General features: G+C 35.7%; 28 protein-coding genes. 12 read left to right on the forward strand and 16 right to left on the reverse strand.

Features of this window, described 5'->3' with window-relative positions; genetic code table 11:
• Positions 1–51: 51 nt before the first annotated feature.
• Together FHY60_RS02170 and FHY60_RS18210 are read right to left on the reverse strand one after the other, a co-directional pair.
• On the reverse strand, positions 52–363 hold the full coding sequence (locus FHY60_RS02170; protein ID WP_139902877.1) for a DUF6618 family protein: 312 nt from the start codon (positions 361–363) through the stop codon (positions 52–54).
• Positions 364–393: 30 nt separating this feature from the next.
• On the reverse strand, positions 394–1,146 hold the full coding sequence (locus FHY60_RS18210; protein WP_243122202.1) for a DUF6431 domain-containing protein: 753 nt from the start codon (positions 1,144–1,146) through the stop codon (positions 394–396).
• A gap of 1,062 nt (positions 1,147–2,208) precedes the next feature.
• On the opposite strand from FHY60_RS18210, the gene FHY60_RS02180 reads away from it, so the two are divergent.
• The 3 genes from FHY60_RS02180 (at position 2,209) to FHY60_RS02190 (ending at position 4,141) form a co-directional block, all read left to right on the forward strand.
• Positions 2,209–2,607, forward strand: a complete 399-nt coding sequence (locus tag FHY60_RS02180; RefSeq protein ID WP_139902880.1) for a matrixin family metalloprotease — start codon at positions 2,209–2,211, stop codon at positions 2,605–2,607.
• Between the two features lie 4 nt (positions 2,608–2,611).
• The gene (locus tag FHY60_RS02185) at positions 2,612–3,490 is read left to right on the forward strand and encodes a hypothetical protein (protein WP_139902883.1); all 879 of its coding nucleotides are present in this window, start codon (positions 2,612–2,614) and stop codon (positions 3,488–3,490) included.
• A 177-nt stretch (positions 3,491–3,667) separates the two neighbouring features.
• Positions 3,668–4,141: a hypothetical protein gene (locus tag FHY60_RS02190; protein WP_139902886.1), complete on the forward strand. Its 474-nt coding sequence runs from the start codon at positions 3,668–3,670 to the stop codon at positions 4,139–4,141.
• A gap of 217 nt (positions 4,142–4,358) precedes the next feature.
• Here the strand turns inward: FHY60_RS02190 and FHY60_RS02195 are convergent, their stop codons facing one another.
• From FHY60_RS02195 to FHY60_RS02215, 5 genes are all read right to left on the reverse strand, one after another.
• Positions 4,359–4,646 carry an AAA family ATPase gene (locus FHY60_RS02195; protein ID WP_180375455.1) on the reverse strand — a complete coding sequence of 96 codons (288 nt, stop codon included), beginning with the start codon at positions 4,644–4,646 and terminating at the stop codon, positions 4,359–4,361.
• A gap of 57 nt (positions 4,647–4,703) precedes the next feature.
• Positions 4,704–4,949: a hypothetical protein gene (locus FHY60_RS02200; protein WP_139902891.1), complete on the reverse strand. Its 246-nt coding sequence runs from the start codon at positions 4,947–4,949 to the stop codon at positions 4,704–4,706.
• Positions 4,950–5,088: 139 nt separating this feature from the next.
• A complete protein-coding gene (locus FHY60_RS02205) occupies positions 5,089–5,646 on the reverse strand; it encodes a hypothetical protein (protein WP_139902894.1) in 558 nt (185 codons plus the stop codon).
• Positions 5,647–5,900: 254 nt separating this feature from the next.
• A complete protein-coding gene (locus tag FHY60_RS02210; protein WP_139902897.1) occupies positions 5,901–6,119 on the reverse strand; it encodes a DUF2922 domain-containing protein in 219 nt (72 codons plus the stop codon).
• A gap of 37 nt (positions 6,120–6,156) precedes the next feature.
• Positions 6,157–6,381, reverse strand: a complete 225-nt coding sequence (locus FHY60_RS02215) for a DUF1659 domain-containing protein (protein WP_139902899.1) — start codon at positions 6,379–6,381, stop codon at positions 6,157–6,159.
• Positions 6,382–6,594: 213 nt separating this feature from the next.
• On the opposite strand from FHY60_RS02215, the gene FHY60_RS02220 reads away from it, so the two are divergent.
• A complete protein-coding gene (locus tag FHY60_RS02220; protein WP_139902902.1) occupies positions 6,595–7,440 on the forward strand; it encodes a hypothetical protein in 846 nt (281 codons plus the stop codon).
• A gap of 86 nt (positions 7,441–7,526) precedes the next feature.
• Positions 7,527–8,033, forward strand: a complete 507-nt coding sequence (locus tag FHY60_RS02225) for a GNAT family N-acetyltransferase (protein WP_139902905.1) — start codon at positions 7,527–7,529, stop codon at positions 8,031–8,033.
• A gap of 87 nt (positions 8,034–8,120) precedes the next feature.
• Here the strand turns inward: FHY60_RS02225 and FHY60_RS02230 are convergent, their stop codons facing one another.
• From FHY60_RS02230 to FHY60_RS18400, 4 genes are all read right to left on the reverse strand, one after another.
• On the reverse strand, positions 8,121–9,626 hold the full coding sequence (locus FHY60_RS02230; RefSeq protein ID WP_139902907.1) for a flavocytochrome c: 1,506 nt from the start codon (positions 9,624–9,626) through the stop codon (positions 8,121–8,123).
• 138 nt (positions 9,627–9,764) lie between these two features.
• Positions 9,765–10,025, reverse strand: a complete 261-nt coding sequence (locus FHY60_RS02235) for a hypothetical protein (RefSeq protein ID WP_139902910.1) — start codon at positions 10,023–10,025, stop codon at positions 9,765–9,767.
• Positions 10,026–10,084: 59 nt separating this feature from the next.
• Positions 10,085–10,276 carry a hypothetical protein gene (locus FHY60_RS18660; protein WP_423243583.1) on the reverse strand — a complete coding sequence of 64 codons (192 nt, stop codon included), beginning with the start codon at positions 10,274–10,276 and terminating at the stop codon, positions 10,085–10,087.
• Between the two features lie 355 nt (positions 10,277–10,631).
• Entirely contained in the window at positions 10,632–10,766 is a 135-nt protein-coding gene (locus FHY60_RS18400) for a hypothetical protein (RefSeq protein ID WP_279230428.1), read from the reverse strand.
• Between the two features lie 328 nt (positions 10,767–11,094).
• Between FHY60_RS18400 and FHY60_RS02245 the strand changes: the two genes are divergently transcribed.
• Positions 11,095–12,003 carry an RpnC/YadD family protein gene (locus FHY60_RS02245; RefSeq protein WP_139902914.1) on the forward strand — a complete coding sequence of 303 codons (909 nt, stop codon included), beginning with the start codon at positions 11,095–11,097 and terminating at the stop codon, positions 12,001–12,003.
• 185 nt (positions 12,004–12,188) lie between these two features.
• Here the strand turns inward: FHY60_RS02245 and FHY60_RS02250 are convergent, their stop codons facing one another.
• Entirely contained in the window at positions 12,189–12,494 is a 306-nt protein-coding gene (locus FHY60_RS02250) for a hypothetical protein (protein WP_139902917.1), read from the reverse strand.
• 118 nt (positions 12,495–12,612) lie between these two features.
• Between FHY60_RS02250 and FHY60_RS02255 the strand changes: the two genes are divergently transcribed.
• Positions 12,613–12,819: a DnaD domain protein gene (locus FHY60_RS02255; RefSeq protein ID WP_139902920.1), complete on the forward strand. Its 207-nt coding sequence runs from the start codon at positions 12,613–12,615 to the stop codon at positions 12,817–12,819.
• A 284-nt stretch (positions 12,820–13,103) separates the two neighbouring features.
• Here FHY60_RS02255 and FHY60_RS02260 read toward each other — a convergent pair whose 3' ends face one another.
• The 3 genes from FHY60_RS02260 to FHY60_RS02270 all read right to left on the reverse strand — a co-directional run bounded on the left by FHY60_RS02260 (position 13,104) and on the right by FHY60_RS02270 (position 13,848).
• Positions 13,104–13,322 (reverse strand): DUF2922 domain-containing protein, encoded by a 219-nt coding sequence (locus FHY60_RS02260; protein ID WP_139902925.1) that lies wholly within the window; start codon positions 13,320–13,322, stop codon positions 13,104–13,106.
• A gap of 38 nt (positions 13,323–13,360) precedes the next feature.
• Positions 13,361–13,585, reverse strand: a complete 225-nt coding sequence (locus tag FHY60_RS02265; RefSeq protein WP_163215700.1) for a DUF1659 domain-containing protein — start codon at positions 13,583–13,585, stop codon at positions 13,361–13,363.
• A gap of 92 nt (positions 13,586–13,677) precedes the next feature.
• A complete protein-coding gene (locus FHY60_RS02270; protein WP_139902932.1) occupies positions 13,678–13,848 on the reverse strand; it encodes a YvrJ family protein in 171 nt (56 codons plus the stop codon).
• A 239-nt stretch (positions 13,849–14,087) separates the two neighbouring features.
• On the opposite strand from FHY60_RS02270, the gene FHY60_RS02275 reads away from it, so the two are divergent.
• On the forward strand, positions 14,088–14,306 hold the full coding sequence (locus FHY60_RS02275; RefSeq protein ID WP_139902934.1) for a hypothetical protein: 219 nt from the start codon (positions 14,088–14,090) through the stop codon (positions 14,304–14,306).
• Between the two features lie 85 nt (positions 14,307–14,391).
• Here FHY60_RS02275 and FHY60_RS02280 read toward each other — a convergent pair whose 3' ends face one another.
• The gene (locus FHY60_RS02280; RefSeq protein WP_139902937.1) at positions 14,392–14,955 is read right to left on the reverse strand and encodes a hypothetical protein; all 564 of its coding nucleotides are present in this window, start codon (positions 14,953–14,955) and stop codon (positions 14,392–14,394) included.
• Between the two features lie 370 nt (positions 14,956–15,325).
• Here FHY60_RS02280 and FHY60_RS18405 point away from each other — a divergent pair, with 370 nt between their 5' ends.
• From FHY60_RS18405 to FHY60_RS18665, 4 genes are read left to right on the forward strand one after another with little or no spacing between them, the layout of a single operon-like run.
• Complete coding sequence (locus FHY60_RS18405) at positions 15,326–15,457, forward strand: hypothetical protein (protein ID WP_279230429.1); 132 nt, start codon at positions 15,326–15,328, stop codon at positions 15,455–15,457.
• 19 nt (positions 15,458–15,476) lie between these two features.
• A complete protein-coding gene (locus tag FHY60_RS17720) occupies positions 15,477–15,647 on the forward strand; it encodes a hypothetical protein (protein ID WP_180375456.1) in 171 nt (56 codons plus the stop codon).
• A gap of 36 nt (positions 15,648–15,683) precedes the next feature.
• On the forward strand, positions 15,684–16,199 hold the full coding sequence (locus FHY60_RS02285; protein ID WP_139902939.1) for an anti sigma factor C-terminal domain-containing protein: 516 nt from the start codon (positions 15,684–15,686) through the stop codon (positions 16,197–16,199).
• Positions 16,130–16,327, forward strand: coding sequence for an anti sigma factor C-terminal domain-containing protein (locus FHY60_RS18665; RefSeq protein WP_139902942.1), 198 nt, complete (start codon positions 16,130–16,132; stop codon positions 16,325–16,327). The genes FHY60_RS02285 and FHY60_RS18665 overlap by 70 nt, the downstream gene beginning before the upstream one ends.
• Positions 16,328–16,415: the final 88 nt, after the last annotated feature.

Raw genomic sequence — 16,415 nt, forward strand, 5'->3', positions numbered from 1 at the left:
ATTGTCAATCTAGGACCTGCTGAAAAACAGGTCCTAAAAAGTTTTGTGACGCTAAGCGCTCCAGTAAGCAGATAGTTCCTTTAGCGCCTCAGCAACAGTTATAGAGTCAACTTTGTTTTTCATGGCCTTCATAAGTTTTTCTGAATTATAGAAAGTATCCTTAAGATCGCTGAGATAGCAGCCGGCATTATAGTCCGGAACACATGCCCAATATCCGTATTCTCCTTTTCCGCAAATAACAAATAGAAAAGATCTGCTCTTGATGAATATCTCAACATAATCGCCGTATTCATTGATTTTGCTTATCATTCCATGCCATTCTTCTTTTCTACCGTTTCTCCACTTGTTTGTACAGGTAAACATTGTCTCATCGCCTCCTTCGCCTTATAACACTCAAGACAACTCGCCTTGGATTATGAATTTAACCATATGGTCGTCGATGATTCTCCTACCGTTTTGAGCTCCGTATAGGAGGCAATGTGTGCATACCTTGTTTACAACTCGAGCTGCTCCGGAGGAGTGTCTGAATATCTCATCTATAGCAGCGCTGGAGAAAATATCATGTTCTGTCCCTGCGTAAGCAAGGTGTTTTTTTATGTATTCGCCAACCTGAGATCTATCCATCTGGGGGAGTTTGCACTGAATGTCAATTCTTTGTCTTATAGCTGCGTATGCTTGAAGCTGAAATCTCTCCCATAGTTCAGACTGGCCAACAAGGATTAAGGACATAGGGCTTTGAGCATCCATCTTAAAGTTCAGGAGAAATCTTACTTCCTCAAGCCAAACTCTGAAGAACTCGTTCAATGCGTCCAGGCTTTTAGGCTTTTCTAATGAATCAAACCAACTTCTTAAGCGATATATGGTTGATTCATCAGCAGCAACCGAGTGGTTATTGTCCCCGGATACCACAACTTCAAAGCTCTCGTTTCCATAACGTTTATAGGGAACAAGTATATCTGGTAGCTCATGATGTATTTTTTCACATTCGCAGCATCTGAGCCTTCTAATTATGAGTACAACCACTGCTCCTTCACTATTTATAAACTTTCTTTTCCTGCTACCTATGACCTTTAAACATCCTCCACAACATGGGCAAAAACTTTGCTCTACACTCTTAACAAAAAACTCCGGGTTCCTTCTTTTCAATTAACTCAAATTTTGATATACTAACCATAGTTGTTTTAGGACGCTCCCTGTACTAATACTGGTAACATTAGTACTTCAAAGGGGAGCGTTTTCCTTTCTAAAAATTTTACCTCTATGGTCAATATATCGTCAATTATTGGACAGGCATTTACATCAACTTTTCGACATTATAAAGTGGCTTTAACAATAATATCATGGCAAAAATATCAAGTATAAAAAACTATACTTCAGGTTGTTGAAAAACCCTATCATATTTTGGATCTGATAGGGTTTTTCTAAATGTAGAATGATCACCCCTATACTATCACATGGGATAAATACTTGAAAAAACGTATCTTAAGCCCCTTATAGATATGAGACACGGTGCGATAGCACAGGTGAAATCTTCTTAATATTCTGTGCTACTAAATTCCACTCCCTATACTCTCTCTTATTTGTATAACTAAAATCCACTCTTACAACCTAGAGTGGCGGAATTTACTTTTGCAATTAATACAGGAATACTCTTAATTATTCACCATATTATTTTATATTTAGATTATTTTGGAAATATGATATAATATCCTATCAAGCAAAATAATAAAAATTTTTGTTTATTTTATAATAGGTGAGGGGGAGAGTATGTATAACATTTAGTATGCAACATTTAAAATTTATTTTGATGCTTACTTCCTATAAATCAAATACTTATGATAAGTTCCAAACTGATATATATGCATTATATGAAAACAAGATTATTCAATAAATAGCATAAAATTGTAAAAATATAAAATATATACAATATTTACCTCAGGGAGAGTGAATTTAAAATGCTTAGAATCAAAAAAAAAACTGTCTAGAAAGAAACTATTAATTTTTACTGTATTACCTATACTTCTATGTAGTATTGGCACAGTATATGCTGCTTCTTTAGGTACTTTAAATTTTTGGATTAGTGATGAGCTTAAAATAAATGATTGAGGCAAGACGTCGATTAAAGTACAGAATTCATTATATAGCGTAAGCTTTAGTGATTTCCATACTGCTGCTGACTATGCGATTTCTCAGTGGAATAATGCAGGAATGAAATTAACAAAAACGGATTATTCAGATTATGAAATAAGAGTCCATGGATGCACATATGATCAATTAAAGCCGTTATTCCCACAACTTAAAACTAATAATACTGGTTTGTGCGTATACCCATCATCTCTACCAACCATAGGTTATTATAATTTAAATGGTTCTGGATATACTGTTACAGTGTATAAACCACAAGGTGTTGTTAATGTAGCAATAGTAGAGCAAAGTCGTACATTAAATGGATATAAAAAAACCGCCACGCATGAATTAGGTCATGCATTAGGTTGGAGAGGTCATTCAAGTAGTACTACTGATATTATGTATGAGTCTGCTAGCACTATAACTGAACTAACAACAAGGGATAAAGAACACTTAATGCAAATATATAGAGGGGGGTAACTAAATGTATAAAAAGTTTACAATCTTATTTCTCGTAATTTTTATGGTGATATCTGTTATTGGGTGCTCAAATCAAAATAAAACTATAGCACATAATACAGAATCACGTATTATTACATCTGAGGGTGAATACGTAAAAGAACTAAATTTCAACGAAGTAATATATAATTGCACTAACATAGTTGTTGCTCAAGCTATTGATGAAGAAGCTTTCAGTGGTAGTACGAATGTTTATAGATACCGACCTATTGAAAATATAGTAGGTAGTATAAATGAAAATGAGATTTATGTCTATGATAGTAATATACAAGGTTTCAGTGAAGGAGAAAAATTTATCTTGTTTTTAGAAGGATACGAATCTTCACTTTATCCTCATACAATATATACCAGCTATTATGATACAGTTTTACATTTAAACAATGATGATACCGTTGACTACTTAAAATACGGTGGAATTTCTGATAATAAAAAATTTAAAAATAAATCAGAAGTAGTAGATTTTATTAGAAATTCCCATTCAGGTATTGTTAAGAGCACAATAAATGCCAAATCTAAAAAATTGAAATCAAACGATATAAATCAATTAGTATTAGATTCCGAATATATTGCTATTATAAAACCCCAAAAAATTGAAACTATAAATCCCATGGTTCAAATAGCTCAGTGCAAAGTAACAAAAAACTTTAAAAATATATTGCCAGAAGATATATTAGTTACATTACCTGCTGAAGCTGAAATAGATAAGGAATATGTGGTCTTATTAAATGAAGTTGATGGTGGTTCTTATACAATATCATCAATTAATAGCTTTATAGCTAAAGAAGATCAAAAGTCATTTGAAAAGCTATTAAACGCAATAAAAAATAACAATATTACTGAATAGAAAGAGTCTGTAAATATTTTTGTGTAAAACTCAAAAATATGACTAGATGTTTAGTGTAAAATATAAATACAAAGAGTTGCAGAAATAAAATACAAATAAAAAATGGAAAAAAGTCATTGCCAACATCCTCAAAATAAACTACCCTTTAGTTGACGAGGCTAAAGGGGGTAGAAAGGAATGTTAACAATGACTCAAGTTAAGAATATCAAAAAGCTGTACTATAGTAAAGGGAAAAAAGTAAACGAAATTGTTAAAATTACTGGGCATAATTATAGAACAGTAATAAAATATCTTGAAAAAGCTGATTTTAATCAAAGTTTAGGTAAACAAGAAGGAGATAAAAGAGGACGGCCTAAAAAGATTGAACTCGTAATACCAATAATTAATAGGTGGTTAGAGGAAGATAAGACGGCTCCAGTTAAACAAAGACATACTGCTAAGAGAATTTATACAAGATTAAAAGAAGAATATAAAGAACTTCTTAATGTAAGTTATAGAACAATAGCAGATTATGTTGCAAAGAGGAAGAAAGAAATTTACAAAGATGAAGAAGGATATATTCCCCTTGAACATCCTATGGGTGAAGCACAAGTTGATTTTGGGCAGGCTGTGTTCTATGAAAAAGGAAAACAAATTGAAGGACATTATTAAAATATGACTTTTCCATACAGCAATGGCGGTTATACTCAGATTTTTAAGGAAGAAAATCAAGAATGTCTTTTAGAAGGAATGATGTTGTTTCTCACACTACTGTGCCGGAATTTTTCCACGATATCATTCCGTTAGAATTTCCAAATGTTACAGAGAAGTTCGAAGCGCTAGCGGAATTTTATTTTAAAAAAATGCTGCCTAAACGGCAGCATAGATATTATTTCAGTTGTTTCAGTATCTCATTGTAGAATATCTTTGGAGTAAGGGCTGATTGGGATATGTATATATAAGTGTAAATATTGTTATTTAGCTCTTCACGAATACACCTTAAAACTGTCGTTTTGCCGGCACCGACAGGGCCGGTTATTACCGCGAAGGTTCTTTTCTCCATGGCATATTTAAGTCTGTGTTTGACTTCTACAAAGTCTTGATGCTGGTAGAGCTCTTTAGTATCTATGCTTCGCATAAAGGGAGTCTTTTTGAAACCATAGTATGATTCATACATCCTAAGCCCTCCCTTCCTTACCATAGAGTTTAGTGAAACTCATTCTATTTTTCTTGTCTACAAGGTCCTGCTCTTGTCATCAATAAATGCAATTAGATATGTCCGAATCATCCGATCCGGGTTATTAGGATCCGGAAGATAAACGCTGTATTTAACATCACTCTCCCAGGTTTGATTAACTCTTTCCATGGTATAGCGCCTGAATACTTTATTGTTAGTTACTATCTCTGACTCATAAACTTCAGAGTACTTTTTTATTAACCTGGAAAGGGTTGATTGCTTTATTTCACCCGTTTTTATCACACCCTCAAGCTCCATTATTTGAATGATTTGCCTTACGCTGCGCTCCGGTACTTCCTTCTTATATTGAAGCGCCTTAATAAGGTTTTCTTCAGTAACAGTCTTAACTTTGCCCTCCTTTTTCTTGTAAAAACCTTTGATTTTAGTTTAGGCCATAGCCTTTTACAGGAAAAGTTACGAATTTATCATTTCTTTTTATCTCTCTAACGTAAGTGGATATGGTATCTTCATTTCCGAAGTGTTTCTGTACTATTGCAAGTATCTTAGATATTAAAATGCTGCACTTCCTAGCTGTAGTCTCTATCCAGTACTTGAGATTCATTAAGGACACTTCTTTCTTCTTAAATCCTGCTCGCAAAGCTCGTCTTAGTCCTACCTTCTCGTTCCTGTGCGCCAGCACAGCTGCTTCTCTGCAAGGTAATGCATATTGATGTTTCCCCGGTAAGAACCATGGTTTTATTGAGTGGGATTGTTCGCACTTTTTACACATTCCTCTGAGTACTAGAAGCTTTCTTTCACAGTCATCATCAACATAATTTACTTCATAAGAACCCCAATAACATAATATACATCCACACTTAGGACACTTTAACCTCAGATACTCTAATCTATACTTATATTTATGGATATTTTCAGAATAGCTGTTGACATCCTTGAATAAATATAATATTATTATCTTGCTTAGGTGGAGCACTCTCATTCATATTTATGTCAGCCAGGACATATTGAGGGTGCTCTTACTTTTTTATCCTACACTATTTCCAGTTCCGGCGGAAGGGCATTGTGAGAAAAAAATAGTACCTTTCGGTACTTTATCATTGCTAAAAACAATTATGACATAAACTTTTATATCTATCTGATGACTAATCCTTTAAGTTGAAGAGTGCGTTATTAGAGCGAAAGAAGGCAGTGAGGTAAGAAAGAAAAAGGCACCGAAAACTCGGTGCCCAATTTCTATACCATATCCCATTTAGTAACCTGCTTTTGTACAAACTGTGCTGAGTACTTAGTCTTATAATCGCCGCCGGGAGAGAAAAATATGTTTTCGGCAATTATGGCATCCATAAGGGCTCTAACCTCAGCCTGTGTAACGTCTGGTCTGATGTTGCCAAGGGTTAGGCTTACCTTATCGCCAATTTCGTTGACAAAGGTCATCTGTACAGAATACTCCATTTATATACCTCCTTTCATACTATATTTTTTCAGGCTCTTACGCATTGGCCAAAGTGTAGACGTCGTTTCTCTCGATGGAGGCTACCGGATACTTGAGCAGGGGTTCGATAGCCTTTGCCACAGCAAACAAGTTGTCATCTGCAGCAGCTACCTTGATCTTTGAAAGGCTCATTGTCTTTTTAACATCGTCACCCTTTTCGTCCACACCGGTAATCATCACTATGCCAAGCTTTGTGGAGTCCTTAGTAGTTAGAACTGCCATTTTCCTTCCTCCTTTCCTTGTCTTTTCGAGTAATGAATATACAGAAAAAATACCTTTTGCCCCAGAATGAAAAAATTCTTTGAGAAAAATCGAACAGAAGCGTCAATAAATGAATATTTTGTTAATAATTTATTGTTTTTAGGCAATTTCTTCTTCAACTGTATATTTATTATTTAGAAAATAAATTTTAGGATTTTAGAGGAGGAAATAACAATGGCAAATTTTAAGCAAATTGATATGAGGTTTTGGCAAAATGATTTTGTTCTGGGGCTTACACCGGAGGAGAGATACTTTTACATGTATCTTGTTACCAACACTATGACCAGCAAATGCGGCATCTACAAGTTCAACCAGAAGGTGGCTGAGCTTGAAACCGGATATCCGGCAGAAGTGATAGAAAGGCTCTTGCAAAGCTTTGAAAGCTACGGCAAGATTATAGTTTCAAAATCCACCAAGGAAATCATGATAGTAAACTGGTTTAAGCATAACTTTAAAAACAGCAAGAGGGTAATTCAGGAAATCAAAAAAGAACTTAAGGACGTAAAAAATAAGGAGTTTTTAAAGCACCTCTATGAAATTTGTTTGGAAAGGGAATATCCGGTTAAAGAACTATTTAGCGGGATTCTATTACCATGCGTTGAAAATACAGTGGTTGAAAATACAGTAGATGATAAGATGGAAGTGGACAAGACCCAGGTTGATGGTGTGAAAGCTGCAGAAGCGAAAAATTTAGAGCCTGTAGATGCAGAAAAAACGCCTGCAACAGAAGAAGATTTGACAAAGGAACTAACTTTAGTAGAAGAAGTACAGCTGGTAGAGAAAGAAAGTGGTCCAACGGAAGAAGCAAAAGAAATAGTCATAGATGCAAGTGAAGACAAGCCGTTAATGTTCTGGAGTTTAGACCAGCCAGATGAGGATCTAGATGATGAAATAATTGAAGAAGTGGTATCTGAAGACATAATCTATGAAGAGGAAGAGGAGGATATTCTTGAGGGGACAACCATTGCGGTATGGAACTTTTTTGAAGAAGATGATGCTGGAGAAAGGGGGACGGGCTAGAAGGGGAGACCTATGGAGAGACAATAGATAGATATGCTGATATAATTAAGTAATAATAGACAAGCAGTAATATAACGAGGTGATATATGATTTATTTAAAAGAAGCAAATGTAGAAGATGCCGAAAAGGAGTATCAGTTTATTAAAGATACCCCAAGGGATGAAAATGGCTTTCAAAATAAATATTATGGCTATTCCTATGAAGATTTTATGAATCAGGCCTTGCCAGAGATGATAAAGTTCTCAAAAGGCATAGATTTACCTAAGGGTTATGTGCCAGAAACATTTTATTTTTTATGGGACGACACTAATATTGTTGGCTTATTCAAGCTAAGGCACTGTTTGACAGATTCCTTAAGAGAAGGTGCTGGACAAATTGGTTATGGCATCCATAAAAATTATCGGGGTAAAGGATATGGGACGAAAGGGCTGAAATTAGCAATAGATAAGGCAAAAGATGTTGTTAAAGAAAGTGAAATATATATGAGCGTTCATATTGATAATCCTGCGTCATTAAAAGTGCAATTGAATAATGGAGCTTATATCCATCATTCTGATGAAAAAGAACATTACACAAGAATAAAAATACGATAAAATCCAATTGTAAAATTATCAAACTAAAAGTGCCTGAACCTTTGACGGTTTTCTGTCAAGGGGCAGGCACTTTTTTAGTATATACAGTTAGTTTGATTTTACATATTCAGCGGATTTTACACCAGCTTGGCGGCCGAAAATAACTATGTCGATAACAGAGTTACCGCCGATTCTGTTTTTACCATGCAAGCCTCCGGTAACTTCTCCTGCTGCATAAAGACCTGGTATAGCATTTCCATCTTTATCTAAAACTTCTGCATTGGCATTAATCTTAACACCACCCATAGAGTAGTGAATTCCAGGAGCTATTTTAATAGCGTAGTATGGAGCAGCAGACAAGTCATTGTCCATTCCTGTTTTTCTGCCAAACTCAGCATCATTTTTATCCTTTACAGCATTGTTCCATGTATCTAAAGTTGCTTTCAGCTTATCTGCTGGAACATTCATTTTTTGAGCTAAATCTTCAATGGAATCTCCTTTTAATACAAAGCCCATTTTTTCATATTGATTAATTGCTTTAGCACGAGACTTTACGCCAGCATCAAATACAACATAAGCTGATTTTTCAGGAAGTGCATTAATTGATGCAGTAACAGCATCTCTAGTACCCATCTCATTTACGAAACGAGTACCTTCGCTGGAAACAAGGATTCCGCCTTCTCCACGTACAACTTCTCCGATTAAATAGGAATTTTCTTGCTGTACTGTCGGATGAACTTGGATTTGATCCATATCAACTGTAGTACCGCCTAGTTTTTCAATCATTGTTATACCATCTCCAGTAGTTCCTGGTTGGTTTGTTGTAACTAATCCTTCTAGGTCCGGTCTATATTTTGTTACCATATCCATATTTGCGCCGTAACCACCAGTTGCAACAATTACAGCTTTTCCTTCAATAGTCTTCTCATCTTTACCGTTGATAAGAACTTTAACACCATTAACTTTGCCATCCTTTTGAGTAATCTCCCTAACCTCACAGTTTACGAAAAGAGGAATTTTTTGTGCTTGTACATTTTTTATTAAACCAGCTGCAAGGTATTGTCCAACTGCGGAACCATCTTCAGGCCTGTGGGTACGCTTTACACTCATACCACCAGTAATTGTTAAGTTATTTAATTTTATGCCTATAGAGTCTAACCAATCAATGGCACTTGCTGAATTTTCAACGAAATAACTAAGTAGATCCTTGTCGTTAGTTCCCTTACCGCCCTCTAATGTCTCTTTATAGAATAGTTCATTGCTATCTTCAATGCCTTGTTCCTTTTGGAATTTTGTTTCAGATGCATTAGCACCAGAAGATGCTTTTACTGTATTTCCACCGGCCACCGGCATTTTTTCAAAAATAACTGGATCCATTCCATTGGCTTTTGCTTCAAGTGCAGCAGTCATTCCTGCACCACCGGCACCTATAATAATGACGTCATATTTGTCTTTGAGCTTGTCAAGACTCGTATAGTCGGTCTTAGATGCACTGGAAACTGCGTCAGCTTCCTTAGTGTATTCAGTTTTGTTTGTCTTCTGAACGCTACAGCCTGCAGATATGAGCGCTAAAGTCAAAACGGAGATGAGCGTTCTAAATACTTTCCTTTTCATCTTTTGTCCCCCCAATATTGTGTATAAAATATTTCGTGTATTATGTTACATTATGTCGAAAATATTGTCAATAATTTTTCAATGGTTTTCGCTAAGGGACAGAGGGACGTTGATTCTGTCCCTCTGCCTGGGACAGAATCAACGTCCCCTTGTCTCGCCGCACAGTTTTTTGAAGGCATCTTCGATATCCTTACAGGTAATTGTATCGGAAAGGGTGTCTTGCAGCATTACCAGCATAACTGTGTCTCCGGCAGTTGCTACCCTTAACTCATCTGCGCCTACGCAAATCCATTTGGACATATTGATACCTTCGAACATTTCTTTTGCCACTGCTTTTGTATCTTTGCTATCATTTACCCGCAGTAAAACCAAGGAGTAAGCGGCTCCTCCTCTTATCATGTTCTCGGATACTACCGCTTCTTTTACTTTTGCAGCACTGCTTAGGCCTGTATTGTAATTTAGGAGGTAAGAATTTCACATAGACCTTTGCGCTGTACAACTGCATTATAAGCCCATTTCTGATGAATATCAAGTCCATCTAAAAGCCAACGGAGCTCACGCTCGGTTAAAGGATCTAGCTTAAAATTCATCTGGACGATGATGTCGAGACCGTCTATAGATTTACGCATATCAGTACTTCCCGCAGCCAGAAAAACATTTTAGGTATTCCTTAAATTTAACATAGAGATGATAAAACTTGAACAACTTCTAAGAAAAGTTGTTTATTAAAACCCTCTGAAATTGAAATTTCAGGGTTAGCCTTGATTTAATTTTTTCAATTAATAAAACCTTCCTCTCAATACTTTATTCTAGAGGTATTATGTCACAAGATTTTTATTGAAAAAATGTGTTGAATATTTGACGCTTACCAGAGGGACGCTCTTTTTGTCCCAATTGATGCTTTTATTTCCTTTTGAGTTTTCTTTTAATGGCTAATTTCAATATTACAGTAATTAAAAACACCGTTGTACTATAGATGGTACAGCGGTGAAATTTTTAACTTCATTATTCCATGTTCAAGGTGTAAGAATCGTTATTCTCAATGGAAGATACCGGATACTTAAGCAGTGGCTCCATGGCTTTTGTCCCTTGAATGCAGAATTTATTGTTGTCTAAGCTCCTATACGGCTTTATCTTCATCACTGCTGCCTATTTTTATAGATATTACCGTGGATAGTTTACTTATTGAAGCGGATAGGATATGTAATTTGAGTGTGCACAGCATGTATGGGCGACAACCTGGAGGTGAAAGTCAGCTGTGAGAGGTCGGTAATATTAATTTTCCTCCTACCCGATTTATTTTATATATTTTGTTTTTAACAGGAACATATGTTTGAAAACTTCGTAAGTGGCAATAATATAACTATCGGCACCGATGCAGCAAATTATGAATAAAAGTTTACTTTTACTGTCTATTAATTCTTCAATATGATAAAATAACAATAAGGTATACAGAGGTGAATTGAACTTGGCAAAGATTGATATACCAATAAAACGGTTAATGCAAAGCTGTATAGAAGGCTGGATTAACCTTGTTGTGCCTGACTGTAAGAAAGAATGGATTAAAGAAATGGATACGGACAAGGTGCCAGCAAAGAAAGAATCAAAACTAGATAAATTAATCTTAATTGATGCACCACAGGGTAGATCTATAATAAATATAGAACCTCAAGGATATTTGGATTATAAGCTTCCTGCTAGAATGCTGAGATATAGAGCGGATATTTGGGAGTATACCATTGAGAAGGGAATTGGGACTCCTTCAATTGAGCAGATTGTAGTCTATTTTTATAGCAATCACGATAATAAGCAGTATTCATTAAAAGATGCAAGTCATGGGGAAGAAACTTTAAATTATAAGTTTAAAACAATAAAAGTATGGGAAATGAATAAAGAGAATGTAATTGAAAGAAAACTGACAGGGCTATACCCACTTATTCCATTAATGGAAAAGAGCCAGACAGAGAGTGACGAGAGAATTATTCAAATTACTATGGCCACAATTGACACTGTTACTGATGAAGCTCTTCATGCTGATTTATTATCAGTTATGTCTATTTTAGCAGCTGAAAAGTTTTCAAGTGATTTGATAAAGAAATATATAGGAAGGAGCATGCTTATGAACTCTCCAATTTATAATGAATGGGTAGAGGAAGAAAGAAAAGAAGCAGCAAAGAAAGCAGCATTAGATTCGGCTAAAAAGTACATTGTAGATTTATTGGCAGCAAAGTTTGATTTTGTTCCAAAACTTATTAGAGAAGGAATCCAAAGCTTGGATGATATTGAAGTACTTGATGAACTTCATAAGAAGATAATAAAAATAAATAGCTTGGAAGAGTTTAAGGAGTTATTAAAAAAAGCTAAAAGTGTTGAATGATAGGTATTCAACTATTGAAAGTTTATTTTACTTATTCAAACACAGAGGGGACAGAGGGACGTTGTTTTTGTCCCATAAGTACTTGAGCTTCTTCAATTTTTAAACATTGTTTCAATAGGTAGTCTCAATATTATACCAATGAAAAGCGCCGTTGTATCATAGATAATACATCGGTGCAGTTTTTATTATCCCATTTTTATTCCGATTTCTTTAAGCCTCTTAAGCATTTCTATATCTTGAAGGGTGATTCCTGCTTCCTTTATCTGCAATAGTAATTTCAAATCCTCATGATTTAAGCCTAGGGCATTTAGGGCTTTAGCGATTTCATAGTATTCAGCTGCATCTTTTTGCGTAAAGCCTTCTGGGAAGATGTTTTTGTCCGCAATTACTTTCACAACTTCGCCATCAACATTAAACCTTTTTACAAATTCTTCGCTGGTAAGTCCTGAGTCTTCTCTGACATCTCTGATTCTTTCTTCAATGGTTTTCATAATGATAACCTCCCTTAATTTGATTATAACAGTAATTTCTAAAATGAAAATAGGTGTTTTCGTAAAGAAGATTTATAATCCTAGGATTTTATCAACCTGCTGAGAAAACCCCACATAATTGGAGGAGTATGAGAAGTTAACGGGCTGTATCGGTGAATTGAACCTTCATGCAGTAAAAATAGTAGTATGTCAGCACGGCTATGATAATGTCAAAAAGGCAATAAATAAAGCCTTAGAAAAGGGAAAATTTAGTATGGCTTATATCAACGGAATACTTACAACCTGGCCAAGGGAAGGTTATCCCAAGGGATGTGAAGAGAGGTGATCTGCAAGCTCTTTCAAGAATCCTGCAGAGGGTAAGGCCAAATACGTAGACTTTAAGCCCAAGGAACCAATCGGCCTTCATGATAGTGAATACCTAGACCTTCAGGAAGAATTCCTATAGGTGTGAAAACTGAAGGGATACCGCCGTGACTTACTAGTGGAAAGGCTGCTGCGGTTTGAGGAGGAAAGGGACCTCGCTTATAGGGTGTATTATGAAAAGATGCCTTTGATAGTGGATGCCAGATAAGTAAGCAAAAAGGCACCGAAAATTCGGTGCCCTCATGCTTATACTAAATCCCACTTAGTAACCTGTCTTTGTACAAGCTGTGCTGAATATTTAGTTTTGTAATCGCCGCCGGGGGAGAAGAATATGTTCTGAGCTAAAATAGCATCCATAAGGGCGCTAACTTCAGCCTGTGTAACGTCCGGTCTGAGGTTGCCAAGAGTTAGGTTAACTTTGTCTCCAACTTCATTAACAAAGGTCATTTGAACTGAATACTCCATTTAAAAACCTCCTTTCATAAAATTTTGTTCACTTGATCTTAAGCATTGGCCAAGGTGTAGACATCGTTCTTCTCGATGGAAGCTATCGGACGCTTTAAAAGTGGCTCGATAGCTTTTGCTACTGCAAATAGGTTCTCATCTGCAGCAGTTACTTTGATTTTTGAAAGGTTCAGAGTCTTTTTAACTTCGTCACCTTTTTCATTAACCCCGGTAACCAATATTAAGCCAAGCTTCGTGGAATCCTTAGTGGTTAATACTGCCATTTTCATTCCTCCTTTCCTTGTGTTTACGAGTAATGAATATACATGAAAAAGGATATTTGCCCCTTGCATGTAAAAATTTTTTTCCGAACCACCTATGCCCCCTTATCTTCATCCTTGCTGCCTAGTTTTACGGATATGACCGTGGACAGCTTGTTTATAGATGCGGATAGGTTATCCAGCTTGCCTTCTATCCTGATCAGCAGGTAGCCTGCTACCACAATAGGAAACCCGGTGTTGGCCACCCCCTTTAAAAAATCGTCCATGACTTCACCTCCTTAATTGAGTTTGTATAGCAATTATTATGCCGGTGGAGGAAAAATTGCCCCGGATGGATGAAAAATCTTTTGAAAAAATCGAACAGAAGTGCTAATATATGAATATTTTGCAAACATTACACTGTTTTTAGGTAATTTCTTATCCAACTGTATATTAATTATCTAAGAAAATAATTTTAAGGTTTAAAAAGGAGGAAATAGCAATAGCAAATTTTAAGCAAATTGATATGAGGTTTTGGCAAAAAGATTTTGTTGTGGAGCTTACACCGGAGGAGAGATATTTTTACATGTACCTAATCACTAATACCATGACCACCCTTTGCGGCATATACAAGTTTAATCTAAAGTTGGCAGGGCTGGAGACCGGCTTAGTTCCTGAGGTTATAGAGACACATCTCAAGAGGAGACAGAGGGACGTTGCTTCTGTCCCGTTGGATAATGTTTAATTAACAGTATAGAGCAAACAATCCACACAAATATATGGAGACCCATATAAAGTGTGGATTATTTTTGCATTTATACACTATATTTTTAGTAGTAGGAGAATCTAATTTCGGAGTTATAGATTCGTTCAAATAATTTATGTTCTTCTACTATTTTTTTTCTGGTTATAAAAATCTCAGTGAAAAATTCCCACAAGAAAACCCAGCCACCGATAAAGATGCCTTCGTGGAGTACGTTGAGAAGTACATTTTGATCCTCTTTGAAGAAGAAGTAGCCTACTGTTAAGAAGAGCAGAGAAAGAACCAGGTACATACCTATCTTTCTATATAGGTTTGACAGGGATATGTTAAGACGTTCCAGAGCATAGGAGTAATAGTTTTGATAGGCCGATTTTAAAGCCGCTTCTTTTGCTTCATCTTTTTTAGACTGTGGTAAATAAAGTACAATTGTGGTTTTGTATTTAAGTGGGATATCCTCTGAGGAGTTGACTATAAAGTCATTAAATTCGTCCTCTATATCTCTTTTCTTGAAAGGTGAGGGATCCCAGTCATCATACACGTCCTCGTAATTGTCCAAGGATACTTCTATACAATAAGAGTTACTCGCTTTATCAAAATTGTAAATGTCCTTAAAATAGCTTTTTTTCTTCATAACATCACCTATAATATTTTATGCAATTGCTTGTTTATAAATACGTTGAAAACATACTGGAGGACTTAGGCAGGAACTCTATATAAAGAATACTATTATTCACATAAAAAGGCAAGCCTTTGGGACAGAGGGACGTTGATTTAGTAAAATAGTAAATTAATCGATGAACTAGTGTGGCAAGTTTGCTACACTTTGATTATTTGAAAGAGTACTTTAATAAGTCAGAATAAATGTTTGAACTACACCTGTTCTGTAAATAATACTAATGTCAAAGTTAGTATAGAAAGGCGTGTAGTTATGGATTATAATAAAGTTCAAGATAGCATCAATAGATGGCGGGTCTGTGCAGTATAATATAAAAGCCTTTTACATGCATCAATTAGATGGAGATGAAGCATATAATTATTTGTATGAAAAAGTAAGTGAAGGCAAACAAGAAGGTAAAGCAGAACTCCTAATTAAACAGTTGATCAAAAGTTTAAGGGATTGCCTAAGGAAGTAAAAGAAGCCATCTAAGTCTATTGAGAAGTGTAAACAAGAAACTGCACAAGGTTATATTAGCTTCCGTTGCGGCTGTGTTTTTAATCCTATTTGCAATCAACTATATAGTTTCTCCGCTGGCAAGCAGCTTCTATTATAACCCAACTCAAAAGACTGTGGACAAATACCACAAAGACCTATATTTTGACTAAAGAGTTATTACAGAGCTTAATTTACCTGTTAACTTTATGGAGTTTTTGAATATACAATCAGCACATGCCGATAATACCGTTATAGATTCCGGAAATAAAGAAATGCTTGATTATATCAAGGAATTAAATCCCCTTTCCTATGTGTCTGTCTACGTAATGCTTCAAGAGGATATAAGGGTGAAGGATCTGGATGAACTGAGAGAAAACTATGATGATAAGCTGACCTTTAAGTGGGCTGCAGTGCTCACTGTGCCAAAAGGTACAAGAGGGGAGTATTTGACAGGCTTTAATCCCAATCCCTATGATGGAACTGCTGCTTTAGACAGTGTAGATAAGGATAAATATCCATATTTGCAGCTAGCGCACTATAAGCGGGACAAAATTGATGAGGGGACCTTTGATGGCTCCTTTGAGGAAGGCTATACCAAGCATTTTATGTCCCTCCTAAAATATGTGAATGATAGGCAAAAGGCAGTGCAGCCTTGGATAACAGTGAAATTAAATCGGAGTACTATAGGAAGGCACTTAACTATGTTGAAAGTAACGGAATAAATATCTATGGAGTCTTGGTTCATGGAGAGGCCAGAGAACTTTTACAATTTCTAAATAATAAAAATATAAAAACCATAGAAATAAATGGGGTGCTTCCTTCTAAGTATATAAACCTTCTAAGTATATAAATTAGTGTCAAAAATTCATTTGCAATGTTTCAATCCCACCTTTATATGATAAAATAACTATATTGCTAATCTTAGTGTTCAGTATGAG

The sequence above is a fragment of the Clostridium thermarum genome (genome assembly GCF_006351925.1).
Classification (GTDB): domain Bacteria; phylum Bacillota; class Clostridia; order Clostridiales; family Clostridiaceae; genus Clostridium_AU; species Clostridium_AU thermarum.